The sequence below is a fragment of the Stenotrophomonas sp. C-A genome (genome assembly GCF_054030835.1).
This window is the reverse complement of sequence record NZ_CM132916.1, coordinates 3,105,955-3,128,625: the sequence shown is the minus strand read 5'-3', so window position 1 is coordinate 3,128,625 and position 22,671 is coordinate 3,105,955. Positions and strand designations below refer to the sequence as shown.

The following is a 22,671-nucleotide window of genomic DNA, read 5'->3' as shown; positions in this document are numbered from 1 at the left end:
CGATGAAGCAGCAGGGGGCGAGGGTGCGCACATCGGTGCGTGCCCTGGGGCTGGCCATTGCATTGGCATTGCCGGGCGTGTTGATGGCGGCCGAACCGGCTGCCACGACCGCGGCGCCCGACGTTGCCAGCGCGCCGGGCATGAGCATGGTCACCTTCAACCTGCATCATGACCGCGAAGACTGGCCGAGCCGGCGCCGCACCATCCTGGCCGAGCTCAAGCGCCTGCAGCCGGATGCGGTTGCCCTGCAGGAGGTGATCCAGCGCCGCAACGTGCGCAACCAGGCGCAATGGCTGGCCAGCCAACTCGGCTACAAGTACGTGTTCGTGTCCACCGATCCGGTTGGGGCGCCCAAGCGCTACGGCAATGCACTGCTGACCCGGCGGCCGATCCTCGCCCAGGGGGATCATCTGCTTCAGCCGTTGGACGACTACCGCACGGTTGCTCACCTGCGCATCGACGTGGACGGGCAGGCGGTGAACGTCTACGCCACGCATCTGAACGAGCGCAGTGACGAGAGCGGGCAACGCATCCGCCGCAGCCAGGTCGAGGACCTGCTGCGCTTCATCACTGCAACGTCGGCCGGTGCTCCGGTGGTGATCGCCGGCGACTTCAATGCGCTGGTGGATGCTGGTGACCTGAGCGAGCTGCGCAGCCACTACGGCGACAGCTACGGCAGCGTGCACGTCAACACTGACCTGGCCGGGGTCAGCACGCTCAACCGCCACTATTACCAGGCGCCGTCGCGGATCGACCACATCTTCTTCCAGCAGGACGAGATGGTCGCGCGCGAGGCGAAGCTGCTGTTCGATCAGCCCGATGACAGCGGTCGCTGGGCATCCGACCACTACGGCGTGTGGGCCCGCCTGCAGTTCGCGCCGAAACCCTGACGGAGCACGCTCCTGGTAGGTGCCAACCTTGGTTGGCACGAACAACGGCACCGACCAAGGTCGGCAACCGCCACTGCGGTGCCCGTGCTGTCGGCGGCGTCCGTGTCCCTGCTTTGGTAGGTGCCAACCTTGGTCGGCACGGACGTATCCGCGTGCGTTGAATCAATGCCGCCGACCAAGGTCGGCAACCACCACGGCACGGCACAAACAAAAACGGCGGGGATCATTGATCCCCGCCGTTTCGATTTCATGCGATCAAAGAGCGATCAGTTCGCCGGCGGCGTGCGCTTGGCGGCCTCTTCGTCTTCTTCATCGGCCTTGGCTTCTGCAGCCTGGGCTGCGGCGTCGGCATGGCCATCGGCGACCGGGTCGATCGACGGCGTCACCACCGCTTCGGCGACCGGTGCAGCGGCTTCGATCGGCGCGGTTTCCACCGCCACCGGAGCAACCGGCTGTTCGGCGGCCACGACGGGCTCGACGACCGGCTTGGCTTCAACCACCGGCGCAGCCTCAACGGCCTCCGGATTGGCTTCGACCACCGGCGCGGCTACAACGATCTCCGGCTTCGCTTCAGCCACCGGAGCAGCCTCGACCGCCGCCGGCTTCGCTTCGATCACCGGAGCGGCTTCAACCATCGGAGCTGCTTCAACCGCGACCGGCTGTGCTTCGGTCACCGGCGCAATGGCTTCGATCACCGGCGCGGCAGTGGCTACCGGCTGGGCCGGGGTCGCAGCGTCGATGGCATCGAGCATGCTGGTCTGCACCGGCGAGGACACCGCTTCGGTCTTCGCAGCAGCTTCGACCGGGGCCTGCACTTCAGCCACGCCCGGGGCGGCGGCTTCGACCACGGCGCTGCTCACCACGGCAACCGGTGCGGCGGCAACGGCGGCGGCAGCACGGACCGGCTTCGCGGCGTCGGCAACGACCGGCTCGGCTTCGTCATCGAAGTCGAACTCCGGCTGCGAACGGGCCGGCTGCGCAACAGCGACCGGCGCAGTGCCAGCAGTACTGTCGACGTTCGGCTCGGCGCCGTCGGCGTCATCACCGTCATCACCCTCGTCCTGGTCATCACCCAGAGCGTCGCTGCCGGCGGCGTTCTCGGCGCCACCGCGACGACGACGACGGCCACCACGACGGCCACGACGACGGCGGGTCGCGCCTTCGCCTGCCTGCTCGCCATTGGCGTCGGTTGCGGCCTCTTCACCGGCAACGGCAACCACCTCGGCCTCGCTGGCAGCGTTGGCAGTGGTCTCGACCGGTACTGCGGCGTCCACAGGAGCGGCGGCCACCGGGGCAACCGGTGCAGTGGCTTCCTGCGCGGTCACCCCATTGGCGGCGACGGCGGTGGCGGCCACGGCTGCTGCGGCGGTCACGGCTTCGGCCGGTGCATCGGCGGCACCGCGCTGCGGCTTCTCGGCCGGCTTGTCACCGTCCTGCTGCTGCGGACGCGGCTGCTTGGGCTGCTTCAGCTTCGGCTGCTGCTGGTTCTGGTTCTGGCCCTGCTGCTCGTTGCGCGGCTTGTTCTGCTGCTGCGGCTGCTGCTGGCCATCCTTCTGCTGCGGTTCCTTCTGCTTGCCCTGCTGCGGCTGCTGCTGGGCATTGCCGTTGTTGCCGTTGCGGCCGTCCTTGCGCTGCTCACCGCGGTCCTTGCGGTTGCCGCCGTCCTTCTGCTGCTGCGCGTTGCCGTTGCCGCCGTTGCCACGATTGTCGTCGCGACGGTCCTTGCGGTCCTTGTTGCGATCCTTGTTGCGGTCCTTGCGGCCACCATCCTGCGACTGCCGCGCTGCCGGAGCAACCGGCGCCGGCGCGGGCGCCGGTTCGCCACCGAATACGCGCTTGAGCCAACCGATCACGCCGCCGCTCGGGGCCGGCGCCACCGGCGCTGCCACGACCGGGGCCGGAGCAGCTGCGGCCGGCTCCACTTCCTCGCGCACCGGGGCGGGGGAGGTGTGCTTGACCTGGGTCACCGCCGGCGGCGGGATGTTCAGCTGGCCCTTGGTCAGGGCGTGCACCGGCAGCTTGCGCGGGGTGCCGCGCTGGTAGCTGGGCTTGTTGCTCTCTTCACCCAGCTCGTTCTCGCGCAGGCGGGTGACGGTGTAGTGCGGGGTGTGCAGCTGCTCGTCGGCGACGATCACGATCGGCGCCTCGTGGCGCTGCTCGATCTCGCGCAGGGCGCTGCGCTTTTCGTTCAACAGGTAATTGGCGATCTCCACCGGGGCCTGCACCAGCACCTGCCCGGTGTTCTCCTTCATCGCATGCTCTTCGGCGACGCGGATGATCGACAGCGACAGCGACTCGACGCTGCGCATGCGGCCGTGGCCGTCGCAACGCGGGCAGACGATCTGACTGGACTCGCCCAGGCTCGGGCGCAGGCGCTGGCGGCTCATTTCAAGCAGGCCGAAGCGCGAGATGCGGCCGACCTGGACGCGGGCGCGGTCGTACTTCAGCGCGTTGGCCAGACGGTTCTCGACCTCGCGCTGGTGCTTGTTGGAGGCCATGTCGATGAAGTCGATCACCACCAGGCCACCCAGGTCGCGCAGGCGCAGCTGGCGGGCCACTTCCTCGGCCGCTTCCAGGTTGGTCTGGAACGCGGTGTCCTCGATGTCGCTGCCCTTGGTGGCGCGCGAGGAGTTCACGTCGACGGCGGTCAACGCTTCGGTCTGGTCGACCACGATCGAGCCGCCCGACGGCAGGCGCACGTTGCGCTCGTAGGCGCCTTCGATCTGCGATTCGATCTGGAAGCGGTTGAACAGCGGGATGTCGTCCTTGTAGTGCTTGAGCTTGCGCAGGGTCTGCGGCATCACCTGCTGCATGAACTCGCGGGCGTGTTCGTACATCTCCTCGGTGTCCACCAGGATCTCGCCGATATCGGCGCGCAGGTAGTCACGCAGGGCGCGCACGATCAGGCGAGATTCCTGGTAGATCAGGAACGGGGCCGGCTTGCTCAGCGCGGCTTCGGCGATGGCACGCCAGACGTTGAGCAGGTAGTCCAGATCCCACTGCAGCTCTTCCGCATCGCGGCCGACGCCGGCGGTACGGATGATCACGCCCATTTCATCGGGGATGTTCAGCTTGTCCAGGGCGTCCTTCAGGGCGGCACGGTCTTCGCCCTCGATGCGACGGGAGACACCGCCGGCGCTGGGCGAATTCGGCATCAGCACCATGTAGCGGCCGGCCAGCGAGATGAACGTGGTCAGGGCGGCGCCCTTGTTGCCACGCTCTTCCTTGTCGACCTGGACAACGATCTCCTGGCCTTCCTTCAGCAGTTCGCGGATGCCGGCCTTGTTGTGGTCGACACCGGCCTGGAAGTAGTCGCGGGAGATTTCCTTCAGCGGCAGGAAGCCATGGCGGCCACCACCGTATTCGACGAAGGCCGCTTCCAGCGAGGGCTCGATGCGGAAGATCCGGCCCTTGTAGATGTTGGACTTCTTCTGTTCCTTCGACGGCTGTTCGATGTCGATGTCATACAACGACTGGCCATCCACGATGGCAACACGCAGCTCTTCGGCCTGCGTGGCGTTGATCAGCATTCGCTTCATTGTTGCGTTCCTCGCAAGCGGCTACCGCGCGGAACGCCATGGGGTTTCGCCTCTGGACACGGTTCGCCGCCCATTCGCGCAAGCGCGGGGAGGGCGGCTTGGGTTTCCAGCGCTACGACACCACGGCAGGCCGCGGGAGCGCTTCACTCTTATGGGTTTTGGGGTGTTACAGGCCGCAGGCAGCTGTCAGCCAGGCTGGAGCGCCACGCGGGACATGTTCAGCACGGTTGCGTGTCAGGCATCCGGCGATGGCCGGGAAGGCCGGTGAGCCGCTAACATGGCCGCCCCGCGGGCGGTGGTCGCGCACTGTGCCGGATTCGTCGGAAGCTGGGCTTCTGGCCCTGAGTAACTTCCAACGAAATCAATCCCTTATCTCGCCCCCCGAGTGTAACAGAATAAACAGCCTGATGACCGCCCAAGACCCGACCAAACCCGCTGGCGACAAGCCTTCCGTGCGCATGATCACCGTTCCCGCCGACCGCGCCGGCCAGCGCCTGGACAACTTCCTGCTCGGTCAGTTGAAGGGCGCCCCGCGCAGCCTGGTCTACAAGCTGGTGCGCAGCGGCCAGGTACGGGTGAATGGCGGCCGTGCCAAGGCCGAACGCAAGCTGGAGGCGGGTGACGAGGTGCGTGTGCCGCCGGTCCGTCTCAGTGAAGAGGGAGACAAGGCCGGCCCGCCGGAGGCGTTCATGCGTCGCCTGGAGCAGGCCATCGTCTTCGAGGACGCCCGCCTGCTGGCCCTGAACAAGCCCACCGGCGTGGCCAGCCACGGCGGCAGCGGCATCAGCTTCGGCGCCATCGAGACCCTGCGCGCGTTGCGCCCGGGCCAGACCCTCGAGCTGGTCCACCGGTTGGATCGCGACACCTCGGGCCTGCTGATCGTGGCCAAGAAGCGCTCGGCACTGAGCGAACTGCAGGCGCTGCTGCGTGAAGACCATGGCGCCGGCATCCGCAAGCGCTACCTGACCCTGCTGGCCGGGCGCATGCCCGACGGCGTGATGACGGTCGACGCGCCGCTGCATGTGGGCCTGCGCCAGGGCGGCGAGCGCCATGTGCAGGTGAACGCGATCGGCAAGGAATCGATCAGCCACTTCCGGGTGCTGGAGCGCCGCGGCGGCCATTCGTACTGTGAGGTGCGCATCGAGACCGGCCGTACCCACCAGATCCGCGTGCATGCCCAGCATCTGGGGCATCCAGTGGCCGGTGACGACAAATACGGCGATCCGGCGGTCAACAAGCGGCTTCGTGAGCAGATCGGGTTGAAGCGCCTGTTCCTGCACGCGGCGTCGCTGGAGTTCGCGCTGGACGACGGCAAGAGCCCGTATGTGCTGAACGCGCCGCTGGCCGATGAGCTGGTTGAGGCGCTGGACCGGCTGCGCTGACGGCGGTTCGGCGGCGCCGGGTGCTTGGTCGGCGCCGTGGCTTCCCTGCGATGAGTGGGCTTGTCACTTTCTTTGCTCGTGCACCGCGCTGCAGGAGCAACGCGGAACGGCGCAGCCGGCCCGCAGGGTGGCGCACATGGATGTGTGCCATCAAGAAAGTAACCAAAGAAACACGCCGCCATCCGCGAGCCGGCGCTGCGCGCCGGTACCCTGCGCTCCTCGGTCCGCCGAGGGGCGGCGCGGAACTCGCTGCGCTCAGACACCCGCGCCTCTTCGCCCTCGCCGGACCTGCGGTGCTCGGCTCGCTACAAGGCGGACCCGGACATCCGCAGCGTAGGCCCGTGACCGCTCGATACTGTGGCATGCGCCAGCCGCGAGGGGGCTCAGCCCGTTGGCTGCAAACCCCTCACCACTTGAACAACACCAGGCTGATCGCCAGGGTGCCCATGCCGGCCACCAGGCCATACACGGTTTCGTGGCCCTTGGCATAACGCTTGGCCGCCGGCAGCAGCTCATCCAGCGCAAGGAACACCATCACGCCGGCGATCAGTCCGAACACCCAGCCAAACGTGGCGTGCGACAGCGATCCTGACAGCAGCCAGTAGCCCAGCGCCGCGCCCACCGGCTCGGCCAGGCCGGACAGCAGGCTGGCACTGAACGCATAGAACTTGTTCTGGGTGGCGAAGTACACCGGCACCGCGATCGCGATGCCCTCGGGAATGTTGTGGATGGCGATGGCGAAGGCCAGTGGCATGCCCACCGATGGGCTTTCCAGCGTCGCGAAGAAGGTCGCCAGCCCTTCCGGGAAATTGTGCGCGGTGATCGCGACCGAGGTCAGCAGCGCGACCCGCTTCAGGTACTCGCGGCTGTTCTCGCGGAACGCGGGGTCCTGCTTGTCCAGGCTGTCGTGCGGGTTGGGGATGAAGTGGTCGATCAGCACGATCACGATCACGCCCAGCAGGAAGGCCAGGGTGCCGTAGGTGAAGCCGGTGCGCTCGCCATAGGCCAGTGCGAACGAAGCAATGGACTTGTTGAGGATCTCCGACAGCGACACATAGACCATCGCGCCGCCAGCGAAGGCCAGGCCGAACGCCAGCAGGCGCGGGTTGGGGCGCCGTGAGAACAGCACCAGCAGGCTGCCGATGGCGGTGGCGAGGCCGGCCGCAAGAGTGACCGCCAGTGCGATCCAGATGTTTTCGGGAGGAATCTGCAACATGTACCGACGCGGTCCTGGTCAATAGACAACCGCCCCGGGCAAGGCCGGGGCGGCGAGGGCGAGGCGGGCGTCGGCTGGCCTCGTCGGGGCGCGGGCGATCAGCCGCCGCGGCGCAGGCGTTCTTCGATGGCGAAGCACTGGTCCGGCTTCGGCTGCGGCGGGTTGAAGCTGACCGGTACCTGGATGGTGGCCGGCACTGCAGCGCCGTTGCGGGTGGCAGCCTTGAACTGCCAGCCCTGCACGGCGGTCCTGGCCAGTTCGTCCAGCTGCGGGTTGCCGGCCCCGGTCAACAGCGTGACCTCGCTCGGCTTGCCGTCGGCGCCGATGTTAACCTTGAAGGTGCTGGTGCCGCCCACGCCCATGCAGGCCAGCTCAAGCGGGTACTGCGGCGGCGGCGTCTTCACCGCGGCCACTTCGGTCGGCGGCGGCGGTGGCGGTGCCGGTGGTTCGGACGGGCCACAGCCGGCCAGGCCGGTCGCAGCGATCAGGGACAGGCTCAGCAAACGTACGTTCATGGCAGTTGCTCCGTCAGGGCCGAAGTCTTTGCCGCGCAGATGAAGTCGTTCTCGCTCAGGCCGCCCACATCGTGGGTGGAGAAGCGCACGACCGCGCGGTCGTAGTGCACGCCAAGGTCCGGATGGTGGTCCTCGTGATGGGCGATCCAGGCCAGCGCGTTCACGAAGGCCATGGTGGCGTAGTAATCCTTGAAGCGGAAGGTGCGCGTCAGGGCCTGCCCGCCCTCGCTCAGCTCCCAGCCGGGAACCTGCGGCAGCAGTTCGGCCAGGCGGGCCTCGCCAAGCTTGTGGTCGCTGCCTTTGCGCGGCACGCAACGGGCCTGGGCCAGTGGAATCAGGTCGGCCATGGGAATCTCCACCTCGTGTTGACTGAACAATGCGCCGGACGGTGTATAAACCGAATGAGCGGCTGACGCTTACTTGGCTAGAATAGCCTGATGATCCAGATCTCCGACACTGCCCAGACCCATTTCCGCAAGCTGATCGAACGCGAGGGCGTGCCCGGCATGGGCGTGCGCCTGAGCGCGGTCGACCCCGGTACCCCGCGCGCCGATGCCCGGCTGGAATTCGCCGAACCGACCGACCTGCTCGGTGACGAGTGGGCGGTGGACTGCGATGGCTTCACCCTCTACGTCGATGCGAGCAGCGTCGGCTGGCTCGACGGCGCCGAGATCGACATCGTCGCCGGCACCGCCGGTACCCAGCAGCTGACCATCAAGGCACCGCGCATCAAGGGCGAGGCCCCCGGTGATGCCGCGTCGCTGGTCGAGCGCGTGCACTGGGTGGTGGAGAACGAAGTCAATCCGCAGCTGGCCTCGCACGGCGGCAAGGTGGCCGTGCAGGAAGTTTCGGCCGACGGCGTGGTGCTGCTGCGCTTCGGTGGTGGCTGCCAGGGCTGTGGCATGGCCGACGTGACGCTCAAGCAGGGTATCGAGAAGACCCTGATGGGCCGCGTGCCGGGCGTGACCGCCGTGCGCGACGCGACCGACCACGACAGCGGCCACGCGCCGTACATCCCGCGCGGCAACGTCGCCTGACCGCTGACGCGTGCCTCTGACCCGGGCCGAGCAACTCATCGAACTGCTGCTGGCCCGCCAGCAGCCACGCGCCGTCCTCGAGAAGTCCACGCGCCTGCCCTATGGCTGGGCGCTGTGGCTGCGCTCGCTGGGCCCGCTGCCGCGGCCCTTCCACGCCCGCGAAGTGATTGCAGTATTGCTGCCGCGCCCGCTGCCTGGACCGCCGGGTCAATCGCCCCGGCTGTCACTGTGGCAGTCGCTGCGCCGGTTGTTCTGGCAGGACTGGGACGCTGCGCCGCGCGATCAGCGCTGGATGCGCTGGACCTCGGCGTTTGCCAGCGCGCTGCTGCACCTGCTGTTCTTCATGCTGCTGCTATGGGTGGCAGTGATCCGCACCACGGCACCGGAAGAAGAAGGCGCCGAGGGCGAGCGCGTGCAGGTGGAATTCGTCGGTCGCGCCAGCCAGGAAGGTGGTGGCGATCAGCCGGGTGCCGAAGCGGCTGCGGCTGCACCGGCGGGTCAGGTTGCCGCCGGCCAGGAAGCAGGGGCAGCGACGGCACCTGAGCCACGTCCTGCGGCCGCGTCGGCGCCTGCACCCGCGCCGGCTCCAGCACCGACAGCCAGCGTGCCGTCGCCGCCGGCCGAAGCCGAGCCGGCCCCGCTTGCGGCCCCGCCACCCTCGCCGGTGCAGGCCACCGAAGTAGCGCAGGCCAGTACGGATTTCGTGGTGCCACCGGTGAGCGTGCCGCGCACCGAGGTCAGCATCGTGCCGCGTGACACCACGCCCACAGTGCGCGAGCGCAGCGTGCAGCCGGTGCAGGCGCCGCCAACCCCAACCGCACTGCGTGCGCCGGAGATCGCGGTGCGGACGCCGCAGCTGCGTGACATCCAGGTGCAGGAGCGCGAGGTCAGTACGGTCGATGCACCGGCGGTGTCGCAGCCGCTGCGCACGGCCGATGTGCAGGTGCGCGTGCCGCAGCGCGACGTGCAGGTGCGCGAGCGTGAAGTGCAGGCGGTGGTCGATCCGCAGGTGCGGATGGCAACCGTTGCCGGTCGTGATCCGGCGGTGCGTGCGCCGGCGGGTCGTGACGTACAGGTGCGCGAGCGCGAAGTAGCCTCGGCACCGGCCGCAGCCCCTTCGTCTTCCAGTGGGAATGCACCCGCGGCAACACCCGCGCCGGCAGCCAATGGCAGCGCGACGCAGGCGAGCAGCAGCACTACGCGGCCTGCTGCATCCAGCACGACCCCGGCTCAGGCAGGAGCGCGCCCGGCCCCCAATCCGGGCAACTGGGCCACGCCCGCCAAGGGTGATGACTGGGGTGCATCGAGCCGCAACCATGACGGCGCCGACAAGGGTGCCCGCCAGGCCAGCACCACCGGCGAGGGCAGTGGCCTGTTCAATGCCGATGGCAGCGTGCGTGTGCCGGGCCAGGAAGGCGAGGGTCGTGCCGAGCGCGGTGCGCCCGGTGGTGCCAACGATGGCTGGAGCAAGGAACGCATCGCGCAATCGGGCACCTGGTTGAAGCGACCGCCTTACGACTACACGCCCACTTCGTTCGACAAGTACTGGGTCCCGCAGGAATCGCTGCTGGCCGAGTGGGTGCGCAAGGGAGTCAAGGCAATGGAGATTCCATTGCCGGGAACCAGTACGAAGATCTCCTGCGTGATCTCGATCCTGCAGGCCGGTGGTGGCTGCGGCCTGACCAATCCGAACATGCAGGACCAGCCGGCCGTGGCGCGACCGCCGCCGGACATTCCGTTCAAGAAGGAGCTGCAGGAAGACAACGGGAGCCGCTAGGCAAGGCAGGCGCGCCACACAGTGGCCGGCTCGCGCTTGGGTAGGTGCCAACCTTGGTTGGCACAGAGGCGCCGACCAAGGTCGGCCTCTACCAGGGCACTGACTTTACGCGCTCTGCGACAGGAACACCCAGAACGGCACGTCGCGGCCGACCCAGTCGCGGCTGGCTTCGTCCATCACGTCCAGCAGGGTGTTGAAATCCTTCTGCGTGGAGGCGCGCAACGTGTCCACGTCGGCCAGGAACAGCGCGTAGCCGTTGGCGGGCAGCCACTGCAGGTCGCGCAGGTTGTCCGACAGCGCATCCCAGTTGCCGCCGAAGCCGGCCGGGAAATCCAGTTGCGCGGCCAGCCGGGCGAGCAGGGTGCGCTTGTCGCCCACGCCTTCCAGATCGATGCGGATCACCTTCAGCCCGGCATCGCGCATCGCTGCGGCCAGTGCGCCGATGTCGTCGCTGTCGATGGCGTAGACGCCAGCATTGTTGATGTCATGCAGGCCGAGGCCGAAATCATCGTGGCTCATCACTGCGCTCCCTGGGCCGGTACGGTGAAGCTGCGGAACGATTCGTAGTGGTCGTCGGTGTAGTACCACGCCTCCGGCGGATCGCCGCCGGTGACGATGCGGCGCGTGCCACGGGTGCGCGCGCCGGGGGTATCGACGGTGTATTCGCGGTAGTAGCCGCGCGGGCGCTGCGGCAGCTGCTGCTCGCGGTTGCCGAACGTGCTGCCGTCCTGGCGGTGGGGGAACGGGCCACCACGCTGGATCAGTGCGATGGTCTGCCGGGCTTCAGCGGGCAGGAACGCGGGAAGTCCGCTGTCCTTGCCGGGCGAGGCGGTGGCCGGCGCGCGCGCGGCAGGCGCACCCTGCAGGTCCGGCGCGAACTGCGGCGCCGGCGGGCGCTGCATGAAATGGTTGACGACCAGGCCGAGCAGCAGCAGGGCGATGGCGGTGATCAGCAGCCGGGGGTTGCGCATGGGCAAGGAGCGGGCGAGGGCGGTGCAGGCACTGTAGCGCCTGTGCGCTGCACGGTGCATGAGGATGGCATCGCGTCACTGCTGCGTAACAATTGCCGTCGTGCTCACTGGCAGGACGCAATTTCCTTTACATCCCCCTTGGTAATCTGGCGGTCTGTCCCCATCATTCACCGCGCAACGCCCGACACCGTCGGGTGCCCTCGCAATCAGGAGATGCATCATGGCCTATACCCTGCCCAAGCTGTCCTACGCCTACGACGCGCTGGAACCGCATATCGATGCGGCGACGATGGAAATCCATCACACCAAGCATCACCAGACCTACATCAACAACGTCAACGCGGCGCTGGAAGGCACCGAGTACGCTGACCTGCCGGTCGAAGAACTGGTGAAGAAGCTCAAGTCGCTGCCGGAGAACCTGCAGGGTCCGGTGCGCAACAACGGTGGCGGCCATGCCAACCACTCGCTGTTCTGGACCGTGATGGCTCCGAATGCTGGCGGCAACCCGGTGGGCGACGTGGCCAAGGCCATCGACAAGGACCTGGGCGGCTTCGACAAGTTCAAGGACGCCTTCACCAAGGCTGCGCTGACCCGTTTCGGCAGCGGCTGGGCGTGGCTGAGCGTGACCCCGGACAAGAAGGTCGTGGTCGAGAGCACCGGCAACCAGGACAGCCCGCTGATGGAAGGCAACACCCCCATCCTCGGCCTGGACGTGTGGGAACATGCGTACTACCTGAAGTACCAGAACCGCCGTCCGGAATACATCGGCGCGTTCTTCAACGTCATCGACTGGAACGAGGTCGAGCGCCGTTACCAGGAAGCGATCGCCTGACTGCGTGACGGAATGAAATGAGAAGGCCGGGGGAGACCCCGGCCTTTTTGTTTGCCAGCTTCTGGACGTCGGGCAGGACCTGGTGGGGGCCGAAGGCGGGGCTATTCGGCGGTGGCCATATCATCCTGCAGGCGCAGGGTGGCCATCACGCCCAGGCGCAGGCCGGGCAGGTCGCCGTCGGCCGGCAGCAGGATCGGCTGCTGGCGGATGCCGCCGAAGTGCTTGACCTGGAACAGCACATCCAGGCCATGACCGCTGCTGCCGCCACCACTGGCCGCAGGCGCCTCGACGCGACCGCCGGGATTGCGCCGGGCGGGCTGGAACCCCGGGGTGCTGCGCACGAGCTCGACGGTGGTTGCCGAGAAATCGCCGGCGATCAGGCTGGGCATGCCCTCGGCGGTGGCGCCGATCCAGGTCATCAGGTCGCTGGTCTGATGCTGGCGGGCGGTGGCCTCGTCCGGGTCCGGGCGCAGCCGTGCCACATAGATGTTGACCAGTGCCTCACCCAGCTTCAGCCGCATCATGCCGGCGGCGCTGAAAGTGCCGGGTGGGTGCAGCAGGGTCACGCCATCCTCGCTGACCGGCAGCCGGGTCAGCATCGCGTTGCCATGCCGCAACGGCTGGCTGGGTGGATCGGCGGTAACGAAGTCGCAGCTGTAGCGCAGCCGGCTGGCCAGCCAGCAGGCCGGGTTGCGGCCCTGTTGCTGCAGCACCTGCTGCACCGAGATCACGTCCGGCTGCAGGTCGGTCAGCAGCTGCGCGACCTGCTCGCGGCGCTGTTTCCATTGCGTGTCATCGCGGCTGGGCAGTTCCAGTGCGGCCACGGTCAGCTGGCGGGGCTCGCTTTCGCTGGCCGTTGTGGCCGGTGCCTGCGGCCGCGCCTGCGCCTGCAACGCCATCAGCAGCACCAGGCAACTGAGCAGGAGACGGGCGGGGACGAGGGGGCGCATAACGATAAGTTTACGCTTTTGTCGTGCAGGTGCCGTGACTTCCGGCATGGCATGCGGTGTCTGCCATGGATTGGCACCGTTGTCATGCAGCCCTGCAGCGTGCTTCGCAAGCCCTGCTTCCGGTAATCTTGCGCCTTTCGCTTTGCAGGATTGCCTTACAGGATGAGCCACGACGCAGTTGCCCCCATCGCCGGCCAGGGAAAGATGCCGCGCCAGATCCCGTACATCATCGGCAATGAGGCCTGCGAGCGGTTCAGTTTCTACGGGATGCGCAACATCCTGGTGCAGTTCCTGATCACCTCGCTGCTGCTGCAGGAAATCACTGCGGAAGGCCGTGCCGGTGAAGCCAAGGACATCATGCACAGCTTCATGATCGGCGTGTATTTCTTCCCGCTGCTCGGAGGCTGGCTGGCCGACAGGTTCTTCGGCAAGTACCACACCATTCTCTGGTTCAGCCTGGTCTACTGCGCCGGCCACCTGTGCCTGGCGTTGTTCGAGAACAGCCGCGAGGGCTTCTTCCTCGGCCTGGGACTGATCGCGCTCGGTGCCGGCGGCATCAAGCCGCTGGTGGCCTCGTTCATGGGTGATCAGTTCGACCAGAGCAACAAGCACCTGGCCAAGATCGTCTTCGACGCCTTCTACTGGATCATCAACTTCGGCTCGCTGTTCGCCTCGCTGCTGATCCCGCTGGTGCTGAAGAACTGGGGCCCGCAGTGGGCGTTCGGTATCCCGGGCATCCTGATGTTCATCGCCACCTTCGTGTTCTGGCTGGGCCGCAAGCGCTACGTGCTGGTGCCGCTGCCGCCGAAGGATCCGCATTCGTTCGCCAACGTGGTGCGCACCGCGCTGACCGCGCGCGTGGCAGGCCAGGGCCGTCCGGGCCTGGTGATCGCGGTGCTCGGCCTGGTGCTGGCAGTGGCCTCGTTCGGCCTGGTCGGCTCGCTTGGCATTGTCATCTGCCTGTGCCTGGCGCTGGTGTCGATCCTGGCGGGCATCGGCGGCGGCACCTGGCTGCAGCTGGAGCGCGCCCGTGGCCAGCATCCGGCCGAAGCCGTGGAAGGCGTGCGCTCGGTGCTGCGCGTGCTGGTGATCTTCGCGCTGACCACGCCGTTCTTCTCGCTGTTCGACCAGAAGGCCTCGACCTGGGTCCTGCAGGGCCAGCAGATGCAGATGCCGAGCTGGTTCACCGCCTCGCAGATGCAGGCGCTGAACCCGCTGCTGGTGATGATCCTGATCCCGTTCAACAACCTGGTGCTGTACCCGGCCCTGCGCCGCTTCGGCTTCGAGCCGACCGCACTGCGCCGCATGACCGCCGGTATCGCCTTCAGCGGCCTGGCCTGGATCGTGGTCGGCGGCATCCAGGTGGTGATGGATGGGGGCAACGCCATGTCGATCTTCTGGCAGATGCTGCCGTACGCGCTGCTGACCTTCGGTGAGGTGCTGGTCTCGGCCACTGGCCTGGAGTTCGCCTACAGCCAGGCGCCGCAGGCGATGAAGGGCGTGGTGATGAGCTTCTGGAACCTGACCACCACCATCGGCAACCTGTGGGTGCTGCTGTCCAACGCCGCCGTGCGCAACGATGCCGTGACCCACAGGATCGCCAGTACCGGCTTGAGCGAAGCGGCATTCCTGATGTTCTTCTTCGCCGGCTTCGCCTTCGTCGCGGCGTTGGCCTTCGGTTGGTACGCAAAACGCTATCGTATGGTCGACAACTACCGTAGCGCCTGAGCCTGACATGACCCCCGTCAATCTGCTGTTGATCGCCATCACCGCCATCCTGTCGTGGATGGCGTTCAACAACCGCAAGCTGGCCGACCGCCTGATCCTGTGGCCGCCGGCCATCGACCGTCACCGCCAGTACGACCGGCTGGTGACCTATGGCTTCATCCATGCCGACTGGTCGCACCTGATCTTCAACATGATCACCCTGTTCTTCTTCGGGGGATTCATCGAGAGCGTGATGGTGCAGCTGACCGGCAGCTACCTGACCTACCCGGCGTTCTACATCGGTGCGCTGCTGGTCTCGATCCTGCCCAGCTACCTGAAGAACCAGAAGAACCCGAACTACCTCAGCCTGGGTGCGTCCGGGGCGGTGTCGGCGGTGCTGTTCGCCTTCATCCTGATCAAGCCGTGGTCGATCATCCTGGTGTTCTTCATCCCGGCGCCGGCCATCGTCTACGCCGCGTTCTACGTCGGCTACAGCATCTGGATGGACAAGCGCGGCGGTGACCGCATCAACCACAGCGCCCACCTGGCGGGCGCTGCGTTCGGCGTGATCTTCATGCTGGCCATGCAGCCGAGCATCTTCACCCACTTCCTGCGCGAGCTTTCCAACCCGACCTTCCGCCTCGGCGGCGGTTGATGGCGGGAGCGGGGCGGATCGGCAGCGATCCGCCCGGCAGGCTCAGACCGCGGTCTGCTGGCCGTAGGTGTCCAGCAGGCGGGCGAATACTTCCTCCCCGATGCGCTGGAAATCCTGGTCTTCGGTCTGTCCTTCCACCGCCAGTTGCAGCAGGCCCTCCAGCAGGGCGCGGTCGGTATCGGAATGGGGATCGCTGGGGTGCATCGGTGCCTCCGCGGTGGTGCGCATGATCAACGGTCGCAAGGGCCGTGCCAGCCTGGCCGGACCCCTCCACAGGCGATAGCGGCCGCCGGCCCTCCAGCTTGAGGGTCGAAAACTGACGTGAACGGACTGGACTTGCCCCTGTTCAGGCTTCACGCGATCATGGCGCCCGGCTGCGCACCATCCACGCAGTCGCCGCAGGAGACAGTTCCATGGCTTCGGTCACGCCCCCCGGTCTGGCCTACGAGGTCGAACACGACCAGGCCAACCATCGCTTCACCGCCCGTGTGCGCGGACAGCTGGCGGTGCTGGATTACCAGATCAAACGCAGGCGCATGGTCATCACGCATACCGAGGTGCCCGAGCCGATCGCCGGCCGGGGCATCGCCGGTGAGCTGACCCGCGTGGCGCTGCGTTTTGCCCGTGAGCAGAAGTACAAGGTGGTGCCGGCGTGTTCCTACGCCGAGGCCTTCCTGCAGCGGCACGAGGAGTACCACGACCTGCTCGTTGGCTGAATGCCAGCGGGCCACGCTTCAGCCATGGCAGGCGATGATGTACAAACATGAACAGGGGATCCCGATGAAGATTGGAAACAACCGGCCACTGCGCGGCAGCGTGCTGGCCGGCGTGGTGGGCGTGCTGTTGCTGGCCGGTTGCCAGCGTGAAAGCGAACCGGCACCGGCGGCCGACGGGGCACCTGCCGCCGAGACCACCGCCGCAGGCGAAACGCCGGCCACGGAAGCGCCGCTGGACCTGCGCGACGTGATCGAGAACAACGAACGCGAAGTGGTGGGCATCAGCTACCCGGCCGGCATCGACCGCTACCCGGGCCTGGCCCGCGCGCTGCAGGACTATGCCACCAGCGCTCGCAGCGACCTGCAGCAGGCACTGGACGGGCTGGGCAATGACAAGCCGACCATGCCCTACGAGCTCTCGCTGAGCTTCGAGAAGCTGCTGGAAACGCCACAGCTGGTGGTGGTCAGTGCCGATGGCAGCCGCTATACCGGTGGCGCCCACGGCGAGCCGCTGGTGGCGCGTTTCGTATGGCTGCCGGCGCAGCAGCAGATGCTCAGCGCCGACAAGCTGGTGGCCGATGCCAAGGGTTGGAAGGCGATCAGTGATTTCGTTGCCGACCAGCTGCGCGAACGCGTGGCCACCCGCCTGAGCGGCGAGGACATGGACCCGGCCCATCTGCAGGAATCGCTGCGCAACGCATCGCGCATGATCGCCGACGGTACCGGCCCGCAGGCCGACAATTTCAGCCAGTTCCAGCCGCTGACCGACGACAAGGGGCATATCACGGCGCTGCGCTTTGTTTTCCCGCCCTACCAGGTGGGTCCATACTCGGACGGCACCCAGACCGCCGATGTCCCGGCGGCGGTGCTGTTGCCGCACGTGGCCAAGGACTACGTGGAGCTGTTCGCACGCGGTTGACCGCAGTCGAGGAGGTGGCGTGGATACAGGGTTGCAGGAGCGGGTCGCCGGCCTGCTGCAGGAAGCCGGGGTCCGCATCGGCGGTACCCAGCCACAGGATATCCAGGTGCATGACCCGCGCTTCTTCGCGCGGGTCATGGCGCACGGCTCGCTCGGCCTCGGCGAGAGCTACATGGACGGTTGGTGGGACGCCAACGTCCTGGATGAATTCCTCGTCCACCTGATGCAGGCGCACCTGGACGAACGGGTGCACGGTTGGCGCGAAGTGGCCGATGCGCTGAAGGCGCGCCTGTTCAACCTGCAGGTGGGGCAGGGCAGCTACGAAGTCGGCCGCCGCCACTATGACCTCGGCAACGATCTCTACCAGGCCATGCTCGGCCAGCGCCTGGTCTACAGCTGTGGCTACTGGCGCAATGCCGACGATCTCGACACCGCGCAGGAAGCCAAGCTCGACCTGGTGTGCCGCAAGCTGGGGCTGCACCCGGGCCAGCGTGTGCTGGACATCGGCTGTGGCTGGGGCGAAGCCCTGAAGTTCGCTGCCGAGCGCTACGGCGTCAGCGGCGTCGGCGTGACCATTTCGCAGGAACAGGCCGAGTTTGCCCGCGAGCTGTGCGCGGGGCTGCCGATTGAAATCCGCCTGCAGGACTACCGGGAACTGGACGAACCGTTCGATGCGATTTTCTCGATCGGCATGTTCGAGCACGTCGGCGACAAGAACTACGCCAGCTTCTTCGAAGTGGCCAAACGCTGCCTGTCGCCGCGTGGCCTGCTGCTGCTGCATACCATCGGCACCAACATCTCGCGGCATCGCACCGATCCGTGGATCGCGCGCTACATCTTCCCCAACTCGATGCTGCCGTCGGCAGTGCAGATCACCCGGGCGTTCGAAGGCCGTTTCGTGCTGGAGGACTGGCACAACTTCGGCACCGATTACGACCTGACCCTGCAAGCCTGGCGGCGCAACGTGGAAGCGGCATGGCCACGGCTGGATGCGCGTTACGACGAGCATTTCCGCCGCATGTGGCGGTTCTACCTGGCCGGATCGATGGCCACCTTCCGCTGCCGGCATGCGCAGTTGTGGCAGCTGGTGCTGTCGCCGGAAGGCGTGCCGGGCGGGTACGTGGCGCCACGCTGATCTGCAAGAGCATCCACGCCATGCGTGGATGACCCAACAAAAAACCGCCCGGTTTCCCGGGCGGTTTTCGTTTCAGGCTGCCGCAGCGGCGATCAGTTGCCGGCGCCGGTCAGGCCACGCTTTTCCAGCAGCGGTTCGATCTGCGGCTCGTGGCCGGCGAAATCGCGGAACAGCTGCATGGCATCCACGCTGCCACCCTTGGACAGCAGCGTGGCGCGGAAGTGGTCGCCGTTCTTGCGGCTCAGGCCGCCGTTGTCCTTGAACCACTTCTGGGTGTTGGCGTCGAGCACTTCCGACCAGATGTAGGCGTAGTAGCCGGCCGAGTAGCCACCCATGATGTGGCTGAAGTACGGGGTCTTGTAGCGCGGCGGAACCGGCGCGTAGTAGATGCCGTCCTTCTCCAGCGCGGCGCGCTCGAAGGCCATCACGTCCTTGGCGGCCGGCACCTGGTCGGCGCCGATCTGGTGCCAGCGCTGATCAAGCATGGCTGCACCCAGGTACTCGGTGGTGGCAAAGCCCTGGTTGAACTTGGCCGCCGCCAGCACCTTGTCCAGCAGCGCCTGCGGCATCGCCGAACCGTTCTGGTAGTGCTTGGCGTAGTTCTTCAGGATGACCGGGTTGTCGGCCCACATCTCGTTCACCTGCGAGGGGAACTCGACGAAGTCACGCGGCACCGAGGTGCCCGAGAAGTACGGGTACTTCACGTTGGAGAACATGCCGTGCAGGGCGTGGCCGAACTCGTGGAAGGTGGTGTTCACCTCGTCCCAGGTCAGCAGGGTCGGCTGGCCGGCCGGCGGCTTCGGGATGTTCAGGTGGTTGGCGACCACCGGCTTGAAGCCGGTCAGCTTGGACTGCGAGACGTAGGAGTTCATCCACGCACCACCGCGCTTGGAGGCGCGTGCATACGGGTCGAAGATGAAGATCGCCAGCTGGCTGCCGTCGGCGTCGAACACGTCATAGACGGTGACGTCATCGTGGTAGACCGGCAGGTCGGTGCGCTGCTTGAAGGTCAGGCCGAATTCCTGGCCCGCGGCGTAGAACACGCCGTTCTCCAGCACGTTCTTCATTTCGAAGTACGGCTTCAGCTGCGACTCGTCGAAGTTGTACTTGGCCTGGCGCACCTTCTCGCTGTAGAAGGCCCAGTCCCACGGTTCCAGCTGGAAGGTCGGCTTGCGCGCGGCCTTCTGTTCCTTGTCGATCATCGCCTGCAGGTCGGCGGCTTCGCGCTTGGCGTTGGCCACGGCGGCCGGGGCCAGCTTGCCCAGCATCGCATTGACCGCTTCCGGGGTCTTGGCGGTCTGGTTGGTCAGGTTGTAGGCGGCGAAGTTCGGGAAGCCCATCAGCTTGGCCTTGTCGGCACGCAGCTGCATGATGCGCGAGACCAGCGCGGTGTTGTCGAACTCACCGCCGCGGCTGCCGCGGGTGGTCGAGGCTTCGTAGATCTTCTGGCGCAGGGCGCGGTTGGCCAGGTTGGTCAGCGGCGGCTGGCCGGTGGTGTTGAGCAGGGTGATCACGTACTTGCCGTCCAGGCCACGGGCCTTGGCGGCTTCGGCGGCGGCGGCGATCTGCTCCTTGGACAGGCCGTCCAGCTCCTTGACGTCGTCGACGGTGATCGCCGAAGCGTTCACTTCCGACTGCACGTTCTGGCTGAACTTGGTGCCCAGGTTGGCCAGCTCGGCGTTCATTTCCTTCAGCTTGGCCTTGTCGGCGTCGGACAGCTTGGCGCCGGCGCGCACGTAGTTGTCGTAGTACTTCTCGACCAGGCGCACGCCTTCGGCGTCCAGGCCCAGCTGGCTGCGGGTGTCGTACAGCGCCTGGATGCGGGCGAACAGCTTGCCGTTCAGCGCGATCGCATCGCTGTGCGCGGCGAACTTGGCCGAGTAGTCGGCCTGCAGCTTCTTGCGGGTGTCGTTGGTGTCGGCGCCGACCAGGCTGAAGAACACGGTAGTCGCGCGGTCGAGGACATCACCGCTCTTTTCCAGGGCGATGATGGTGTTGTCAAAGGTCGGCTTGGCCTTGTTGTTGGCGATCGCTTCCACTTCCTTCAGCTGCTGCGCCATGCCGGCGTCGAAGGCCGGGGCGAAGTCGCTGTCCTTGATCTTGTCGAACTGCGGGAAATGCAGCGGCAGCGGGCTTTCGGCGAAGAACGGGTTGGCCTGCTGCGCGGCGGTGCTGGCAGCCGGGGTGGCGGCACCGGCCGAGTAGGCGGGCAGGGCAAGGCCGAGGGTCATGGCCACGGCAAGGGCAAGGCGAGTGGTCAAGGTAGTAGCTCCGGTAAGGCAAACAAGGGCCCGAGGGTAACCCGGTCCGGCGCGGCTGCACTTGTGTCAAAAGGCATGTTGCCGGGGCCGGGCGCGGGTACCATGCATCCACCGCCCACGGCCCGCTGCCATGACCACTGCCTACGATTTCAGCTTCCGCGACCTCGACGGCCAGCCGCAGGCCCTGGCCCGTTATCAGGGCCACCCGTTGCTGCTGGTGAACGTCGCCAGCCGCTGTGGCTTCACCCCGCAGTACACCGGGCTGGAACAGTTGTGGCAGGACTACCGTGAGCGTGGCCTGGTGGTGATCGGCTTCCCGTGCAACCAGTTCGGCGCGCAGGAGCCCGGCGACGCCGCGCAGATCCGCCAGTTCTGTTCGCTGGATTATCCGGTCAGCTTCCCGCTGTCGGAGAAGATCGAGGTCAACGGCGAGGGGGCTGATCCGTTGTGGGCCTGGCTGTCACGCGAGAAGCGCGGCCTGCTGGGCAGTGCCCGTATCAAGTGGAATTTCAGCAAGTTCCTGGTCGATCGCCAGGGGCGGGTGGTGTCGCGTCATGCGCCCACCACCAAGCCGGAGCAGCTGCGCGACGAGATCGAAGCGGTGTTGTAACACGCCCTTGTTCGCGCTGGAGGCGATGTACGGCGTCAGTGCCCCAGCGGCGCCGCCCCTGCCTCGCGGTTGCGCACCTCTTCGGGCAGTGCATCGATCACCTGTTGCATGATCTGCGGCAGGCTGGCCTCGCTGTAGCCGCGGTGGGCATGGGCGATGGTGCCGTCGCGGCCGACGATGAACATGTGGGGTACTGCGACGATGCCGAATTGCTCGGCCAGCGCGCCGCTGGGATCATGCAGGTACTCCAGCTTCGGCCAGTCGCGCTGACGGATCAGACGGCTGACTTCCAGTCGGGGTTCGCCCCAGTTGACCGCGTAGACCTTCAACGCGTCCTCGCCGACCACCTGTTGCAGATGGGCCAGGATCGGAAGTTCCTTGCGGCAGGGGCCGCACCAGGAGGCCCAGAAGGTCACGATCACGACCTTGCCGCGCTGCTCGGCCAGATTGACCGGATTGCCCTTGCGGTCGCTGCCCAGTGCCTGCGGCGGCACGTCGCCACGGGCGGGCGGCGCAGCCCACGCCGGAGCCGCCGCCAGCAGAAGACCGGCAATCGCCCACGCCCGCATCCGGTGCGGGATCCATGTGTCCATCATCCGTGTATTCCCCAGGAGGGCCATCGGCCCGTGTGTGGCGGACCATGCCGGCAATGCGCAGGGCATGCAACAGGTCGGGTGCAGAGGCGGGGGCGGTGCCCCGCGCTTTACTTCTCGACGAACGCGCGCTCGAACACGTAGTGGCCCGGCTGGCCGATGCGCGGCGAGACCTGGAAGCCACGCGCGTCGAGCACGGTGCGCAGGTCGGCCAGCATCTGCGGGCTGCCGCAGATCATCGCGCGGTCGTTTTCCGGGCTCAGCTCCGGCAGGCCAAGGGTGCGCTGCATCTCGCCGCTCTCCATCAGCTGGGTCAGGCGGCCCTGGTTGGCGAACGGTTCACGGGTGACGGCCGGGTAGTACAGCAGCTTGTCGCCGATCATCTCGCCCAGGAACTCATGCTCACGCAGTTCCTTCTCGAAGTAATCGCGGTAGGCCAGGTCCTTTTCGTAGCGCACGCCGTGGCAGAGGATCACCTTCTCGAAGCGCTCGTAGGTTTCCGGGTCCTTGATCACCGACAGCCACGGTGCCATGCCGGTGCCGGTGCCCAGCAGATACAGGTTCTTGCCCGGGTGCAGATCGCTGATCAGCAGGGTGCCGGTGGGTTTCTTGCCAACCAGCACCTTGTCGCCCGGCTTGATGTGCTGCAGGCGCGAGGTCAGCGGGCCGTCCTGCACCTTGATGCTGAAGAACTCCAGATGCTCTTCCCAGTTGGCGCTGGCGATGGAATAGGCGCGCAGCAACGGCCGCGCCTCGGTTTCCAGGCCGATCATCACAAACTGGCCGTTCTCGAAGCGGAAGCCGCTGTCGCGGGTGAGGGTGAAGCTGAAGTAGGCGTCGGTCCAGTGACGGACCTCAAGCACCGTTTCGGCGCCGAAAGCGGAGGACATGGGCGTATCTATCGAAAGTCGTCGGGGGTGATTCTATCTCAAATGAGACAAGTTCTCATTGGGCGGAACGAGAGGC

Annotated in this window: 22 protein-coding genes; 11 read left to right on the top strand and 11 right to left on the bottom strand. The window is 66.8% G+C overall.

Translation table 11 applies throughout. From position 1 onward, the window contains the following. Positions 1 to 2: 2 nt before the first annotated feature. Positions 3 to 890 (top strand): endonuclease/exonuclease/phosphatase family protein, encoded by an 888-nt coding sequence (locus ACW5IY_RS14730; protein WP_049433694.1) that lies wholly within the window; start codon positions 3 to 5, stop codon positions 888 to 890. A gap of 266 nt (positions 891 to 1,156) precedes the next feature. Here ACW5IY_RS14730 and rne read toward each other — a convergent pair whose 3' ends face one another. Continuing rightward, positions 1,157 to 4,429, bottom strand: coding sequence for a ribonuclease E (gene rne / locus ACW5IY_RS14725; protein WP_049433695.1), 3,273 nt, complete (start codon positions 4,427 to 4,429; stop codon positions 1,157 to 1,159). Positions 4,430 to 4,836: 407 nt separating this feature from the next. Between rne and ACW5IY_RS14720 the strand changes: the two genes are divergently transcribed. Then, the gene (locus ACW5IY_RS14720; RefSeq protein WP_049433696.1) at positions 4,837 to 5,811 is read left to right on the top strand and encodes an RluA family pseudouridine synthase; all 975 of its coding nucleotides are present in this window, start codon (positions 4,837 to 4,839) and stop codon (positions 5,809 to 5,811) included. A gap of 406 nt (positions 5,812 to 6,217) precedes the next feature. On the opposite strand, the gene zupT is transcribed toward ACW5IY_RS14720, so the two are convergent. From zupT to ACW5IY_RS14705, 3 genes are all read right to left on the bottom strand, one after another. Next, positions 6,218 to 7,027 (bottom strand): zinc transporter ZupT, encoded by an 810-nt coding sequence (gene zupT / locus ACW5IY_RS14715; protein ID WP_010486740.1) that lies wholly within the window; start codon positions 7,025 to 7,027, stop codon positions 6,218 to 6,220. Between the two features lie 98 nt (positions 7,028 to 7,125). Then, complete coding sequence (locus tag ACW5IY_RS14710; RefSeq protein WP_049434827.1) at positions 7,126 to 7,542, bottom strand: energy transducer TonB; 417 nt, start codon at positions 7,540 to 7,542, stop codon at positions 7,126 to 7,128. Then, positions 7,539 to 7,889: a 4a-hydroxytetrahydrobiopterin dehydratase gene (locus ACW5IY_RS14705; protein ID WP_005417612.1), complete on the bottom strand. Its 351-nt coding sequence runs from the start codon at positions 7,887 to 7,889 to the stop codon at positions 7,539 to 7,541. Before ACW5IY_RS14705 ends, ACW5IY_RS14710 begins: the two co-directional genes overlap by 4 nt. Before the next feature lie 90 nt (positions 7,890 to 7,979). Between ACW5IY_RS14705 and ACW5IY_RS14700 the strand changes: the two genes are divergently transcribed. Together ACW5IY_RS14700 and ACW5IY_RS14695 are read left to right on the top strand one after the other, a co-directional pair. Further along, positions 7,980 to 8,579 (top strand): NfuA family Fe-S biogenesis protein, encoded by a 600-nt coding sequence (locus ACW5IY_RS14700; protein ID WP_010486746.1) that lies wholly within the window; start codon positions 7,980 to 7,982, stop codon positions 8,577 to 8,579. A 10-nt stretch (positions 8,580 to 8,589) separates the two neighbouring features. Beyond that, positions 8,590 to 10,356, top strand: coding sequence for a hypothetical protein (locus tag ACW5IY_RS14695; RefSeq protein WP_049486930.1), 1,767 nt, complete (start codon positions 8,590 to 8,592; stop codon positions 10,354 to 10,356). Between the two features lie 105 nt (positions 10,357 to 10,461). On the opposite strand, the gene ACW5IY_RS14690 is transcribed toward ACW5IY_RS14695, so the two are convergent. Both ACW5IY_RS14690 and ACW5IY_RS14685 read right to left on the bottom strand, forming a co-directional pair. Next, positions 10,462 to 10,875, bottom strand: a complete 414-nt coding sequence (locus ACW5IY_RS14690) for a barstar family protein (RefSeq protein ID WP_049434829.1) — start codon at positions 10,873 to 10,875, stop codon at positions 10,462 to 10,464. Further along, positions 10,875 to 11,327, bottom strand: coding sequence for a guanyl-specific ribonuclease (locus tag ACW5IY_RS14685; protein WP_043401539.1), 453 nt, complete (start codon positions 11,325 to 11,327; stop codon positions 10,875 to 10,877). Before ACW5IY_RS14685 ends, ACW5IY_RS14690 begins: the two co-directional genes overlap by 1 nt. 220 nt (positions 11,328 to 11,547) lie before the next feature. Between ACW5IY_RS14685 and ACW5IY_RS14680 the strand changes: the two genes are divergently transcribed. After that, on the top strand, positions 11,548 to 12,159 hold the full coding sequence (locus ACW5IY_RS14680; RefSeq protein WP_005410310.1) for a superoxide dismutase: 612 nt from the start codon (positions 11,548 to 11,550) through the stop codon (positions 12,157 to 12,159). A gap of 101 nt (positions 12,160 to 12,260) precedes the next feature. Here ACW5IY_RS14680 and ACW5IY_RS14675 read toward each other — a convergent pair whose 3' ends face one another. After that, entirely contained in the window at positions 12,261 to 13,109 is an 849-nt protein-coding gene (locus ACW5IY_RS14675) for an endonuclease/exonuclease/phosphatase family protein (protein ID WP_019336734.1), read from the bottom strand. Between the two features lie 162 nt (positions 13,110 to 13,271). Between ACW5IY_RS14675 and ACW5IY_RS14670 the strand changes: the two genes are divergently transcribed. Together ACW5IY_RS14670 and ACW5IY_RS14665 are read left to right on the top strand one after the other, a co-directional pair. Next, a complete protein-coding gene (locus ACW5IY_RS14670; RefSeq protein ID WP_049434831.1) occupies positions 13,272 to 14,837 on the top strand; it encodes a POT-type proton-dependent oligopeptide transporter in 1,566 nt (521 codons plus the stop codon). A 7-nt stretch (positions 14,838 to 14,844) separates the two neighbouring features. Beyond that, a complete protein-coding gene (locus ACW5IY_RS14665; protein WP_010486760.1) occupies positions 14,845 to 15,471 on the top strand; it encodes a rhomboid family intramembrane serine protease in 627 nt (208 codons plus the stop codon). A gap of 42 nt (positions 15,472 to 15,513) precedes the next feature. On the opposite strand, the gene ACW5IY_RS14660 is transcribed toward ACW5IY_RS14665, so the two are convergent. Further along, positions 15,514 to 15,699 carry a hypothetical protein gene (locus tag ACW5IY_RS14660; protein WP_032952776.1) on the bottom strand — a complete coding sequence of 62 codons (186 nt, stop codon included), beginning with the start codon at positions 15,697 to 15,699 and terminating at the stop codon, positions 15,514 to 15,516. A 185-nt stretch (positions 15,700 to 15,884) separates the two neighbouring features. On the opposite strand from ACW5IY_RS14660, the gene ACW5IY_RS14655 reads away from it, so the two are divergent. Genes ACW5IY_RS14655 through cfa form a run of 3 tightly spaced genes read left to right on the top strand, consistent with a single transcriptional unit; the run spans position 15,885 to position 18,241 of the window. Continuing rightward, entirely contained in the window at positions 15,885 to 16,187 is a 303-nt protein-coding gene (locus ACW5IY_RS14655) for a GNAT family N-acetyltransferase (protein WP_049434834.1), read from the top strand. A gap of 37 nt (positions 16,188 to 16,224) precedes the next feature. Next, the gene (locus ACW5IY_RS14650; RefSeq protein ID WP_049434893.1) at positions 16,225 to 17,106 is read left to right on the top strand and encodes a DUF3298 and DUF4163 domain-containing protein; all 882 of its coding nucleotides are present in this window, start codon (positions 16,225 to 16,227) and stop codon (positions 17,104 to 17,106) included. A gap of 19 nt (positions 17,107 to 17,125) precedes the next feature. Further along, positions 17,126 to 18,241 (top strand): cyclopropane fatty acyl phospholipid synthase, encoded by a 1,116-nt coding sequence (cfa, locus tag ACW5IY_RS14645; protein ID WP_049434835.1) that lies wholly within the window; start codon positions 17,126 to 17,128, stop codon positions 18,239 to 18,241. Between the two features lie 92 nt (positions 18,242 to 18,333). Here cfa and ACW5IY_RS14640 read toward each other — a convergent pair whose 3' ends face one another. Further along, positions 18,334 to 20,502, bottom strand: coding sequence for a M3 family metallopeptidase (locus ACW5IY_RS14640; protein ID WP_049434838.1), 2,169 nt, complete (start codon positions 20,500 to 20,502; stop codon positions 18,334 to 18,336). Between the two features lie 130 nt (positions 20,503 to 20,632). Between ACW5IY_RS14640 and ACW5IY_RS14635 the strand changes: the two genes are divergently transcribed. Further along, a complete protein-coding gene (locus tag ACW5IY_RS14635) occupies positions 20,633 to 21,112 on the top strand; it encodes a glutathione peroxidase (protein WP_049434839.1) in 480 nt (159 codons plus the stop codon). A 35-nt stretch (positions 21,113 to 21,147) separates the two neighbouring features. Here ACW5IY_RS14635 and ACW5IY_RS14630 read toward each other — a convergent pair whose 3' ends face one another. After that, on the bottom strand, positions 21,148 to 21,705 hold the full coding sequence (locus tag ACW5IY_RS14630; RefSeq protein WP_230080607.1) for a TlpA disulfide reductase family protein: 558 nt from the start codon (positions 21,703 to 21,705) through the stop codon (positions 21,148 to 21,150). Between the two features lie 110 nt (positions 21,706 to 21,815). Beyond that, entirely contained in the window at positions 21,816 to 22,595 is a 780-nt protein-coding gene (locus tag ACW5IY_RS14625) for a ferredoxin--NADP reductase (RefSeq protein WP_049434844.1), read from the bottom strand. Positions 22,596 to 22,671 lie beyond the last annotated feature (76 nt).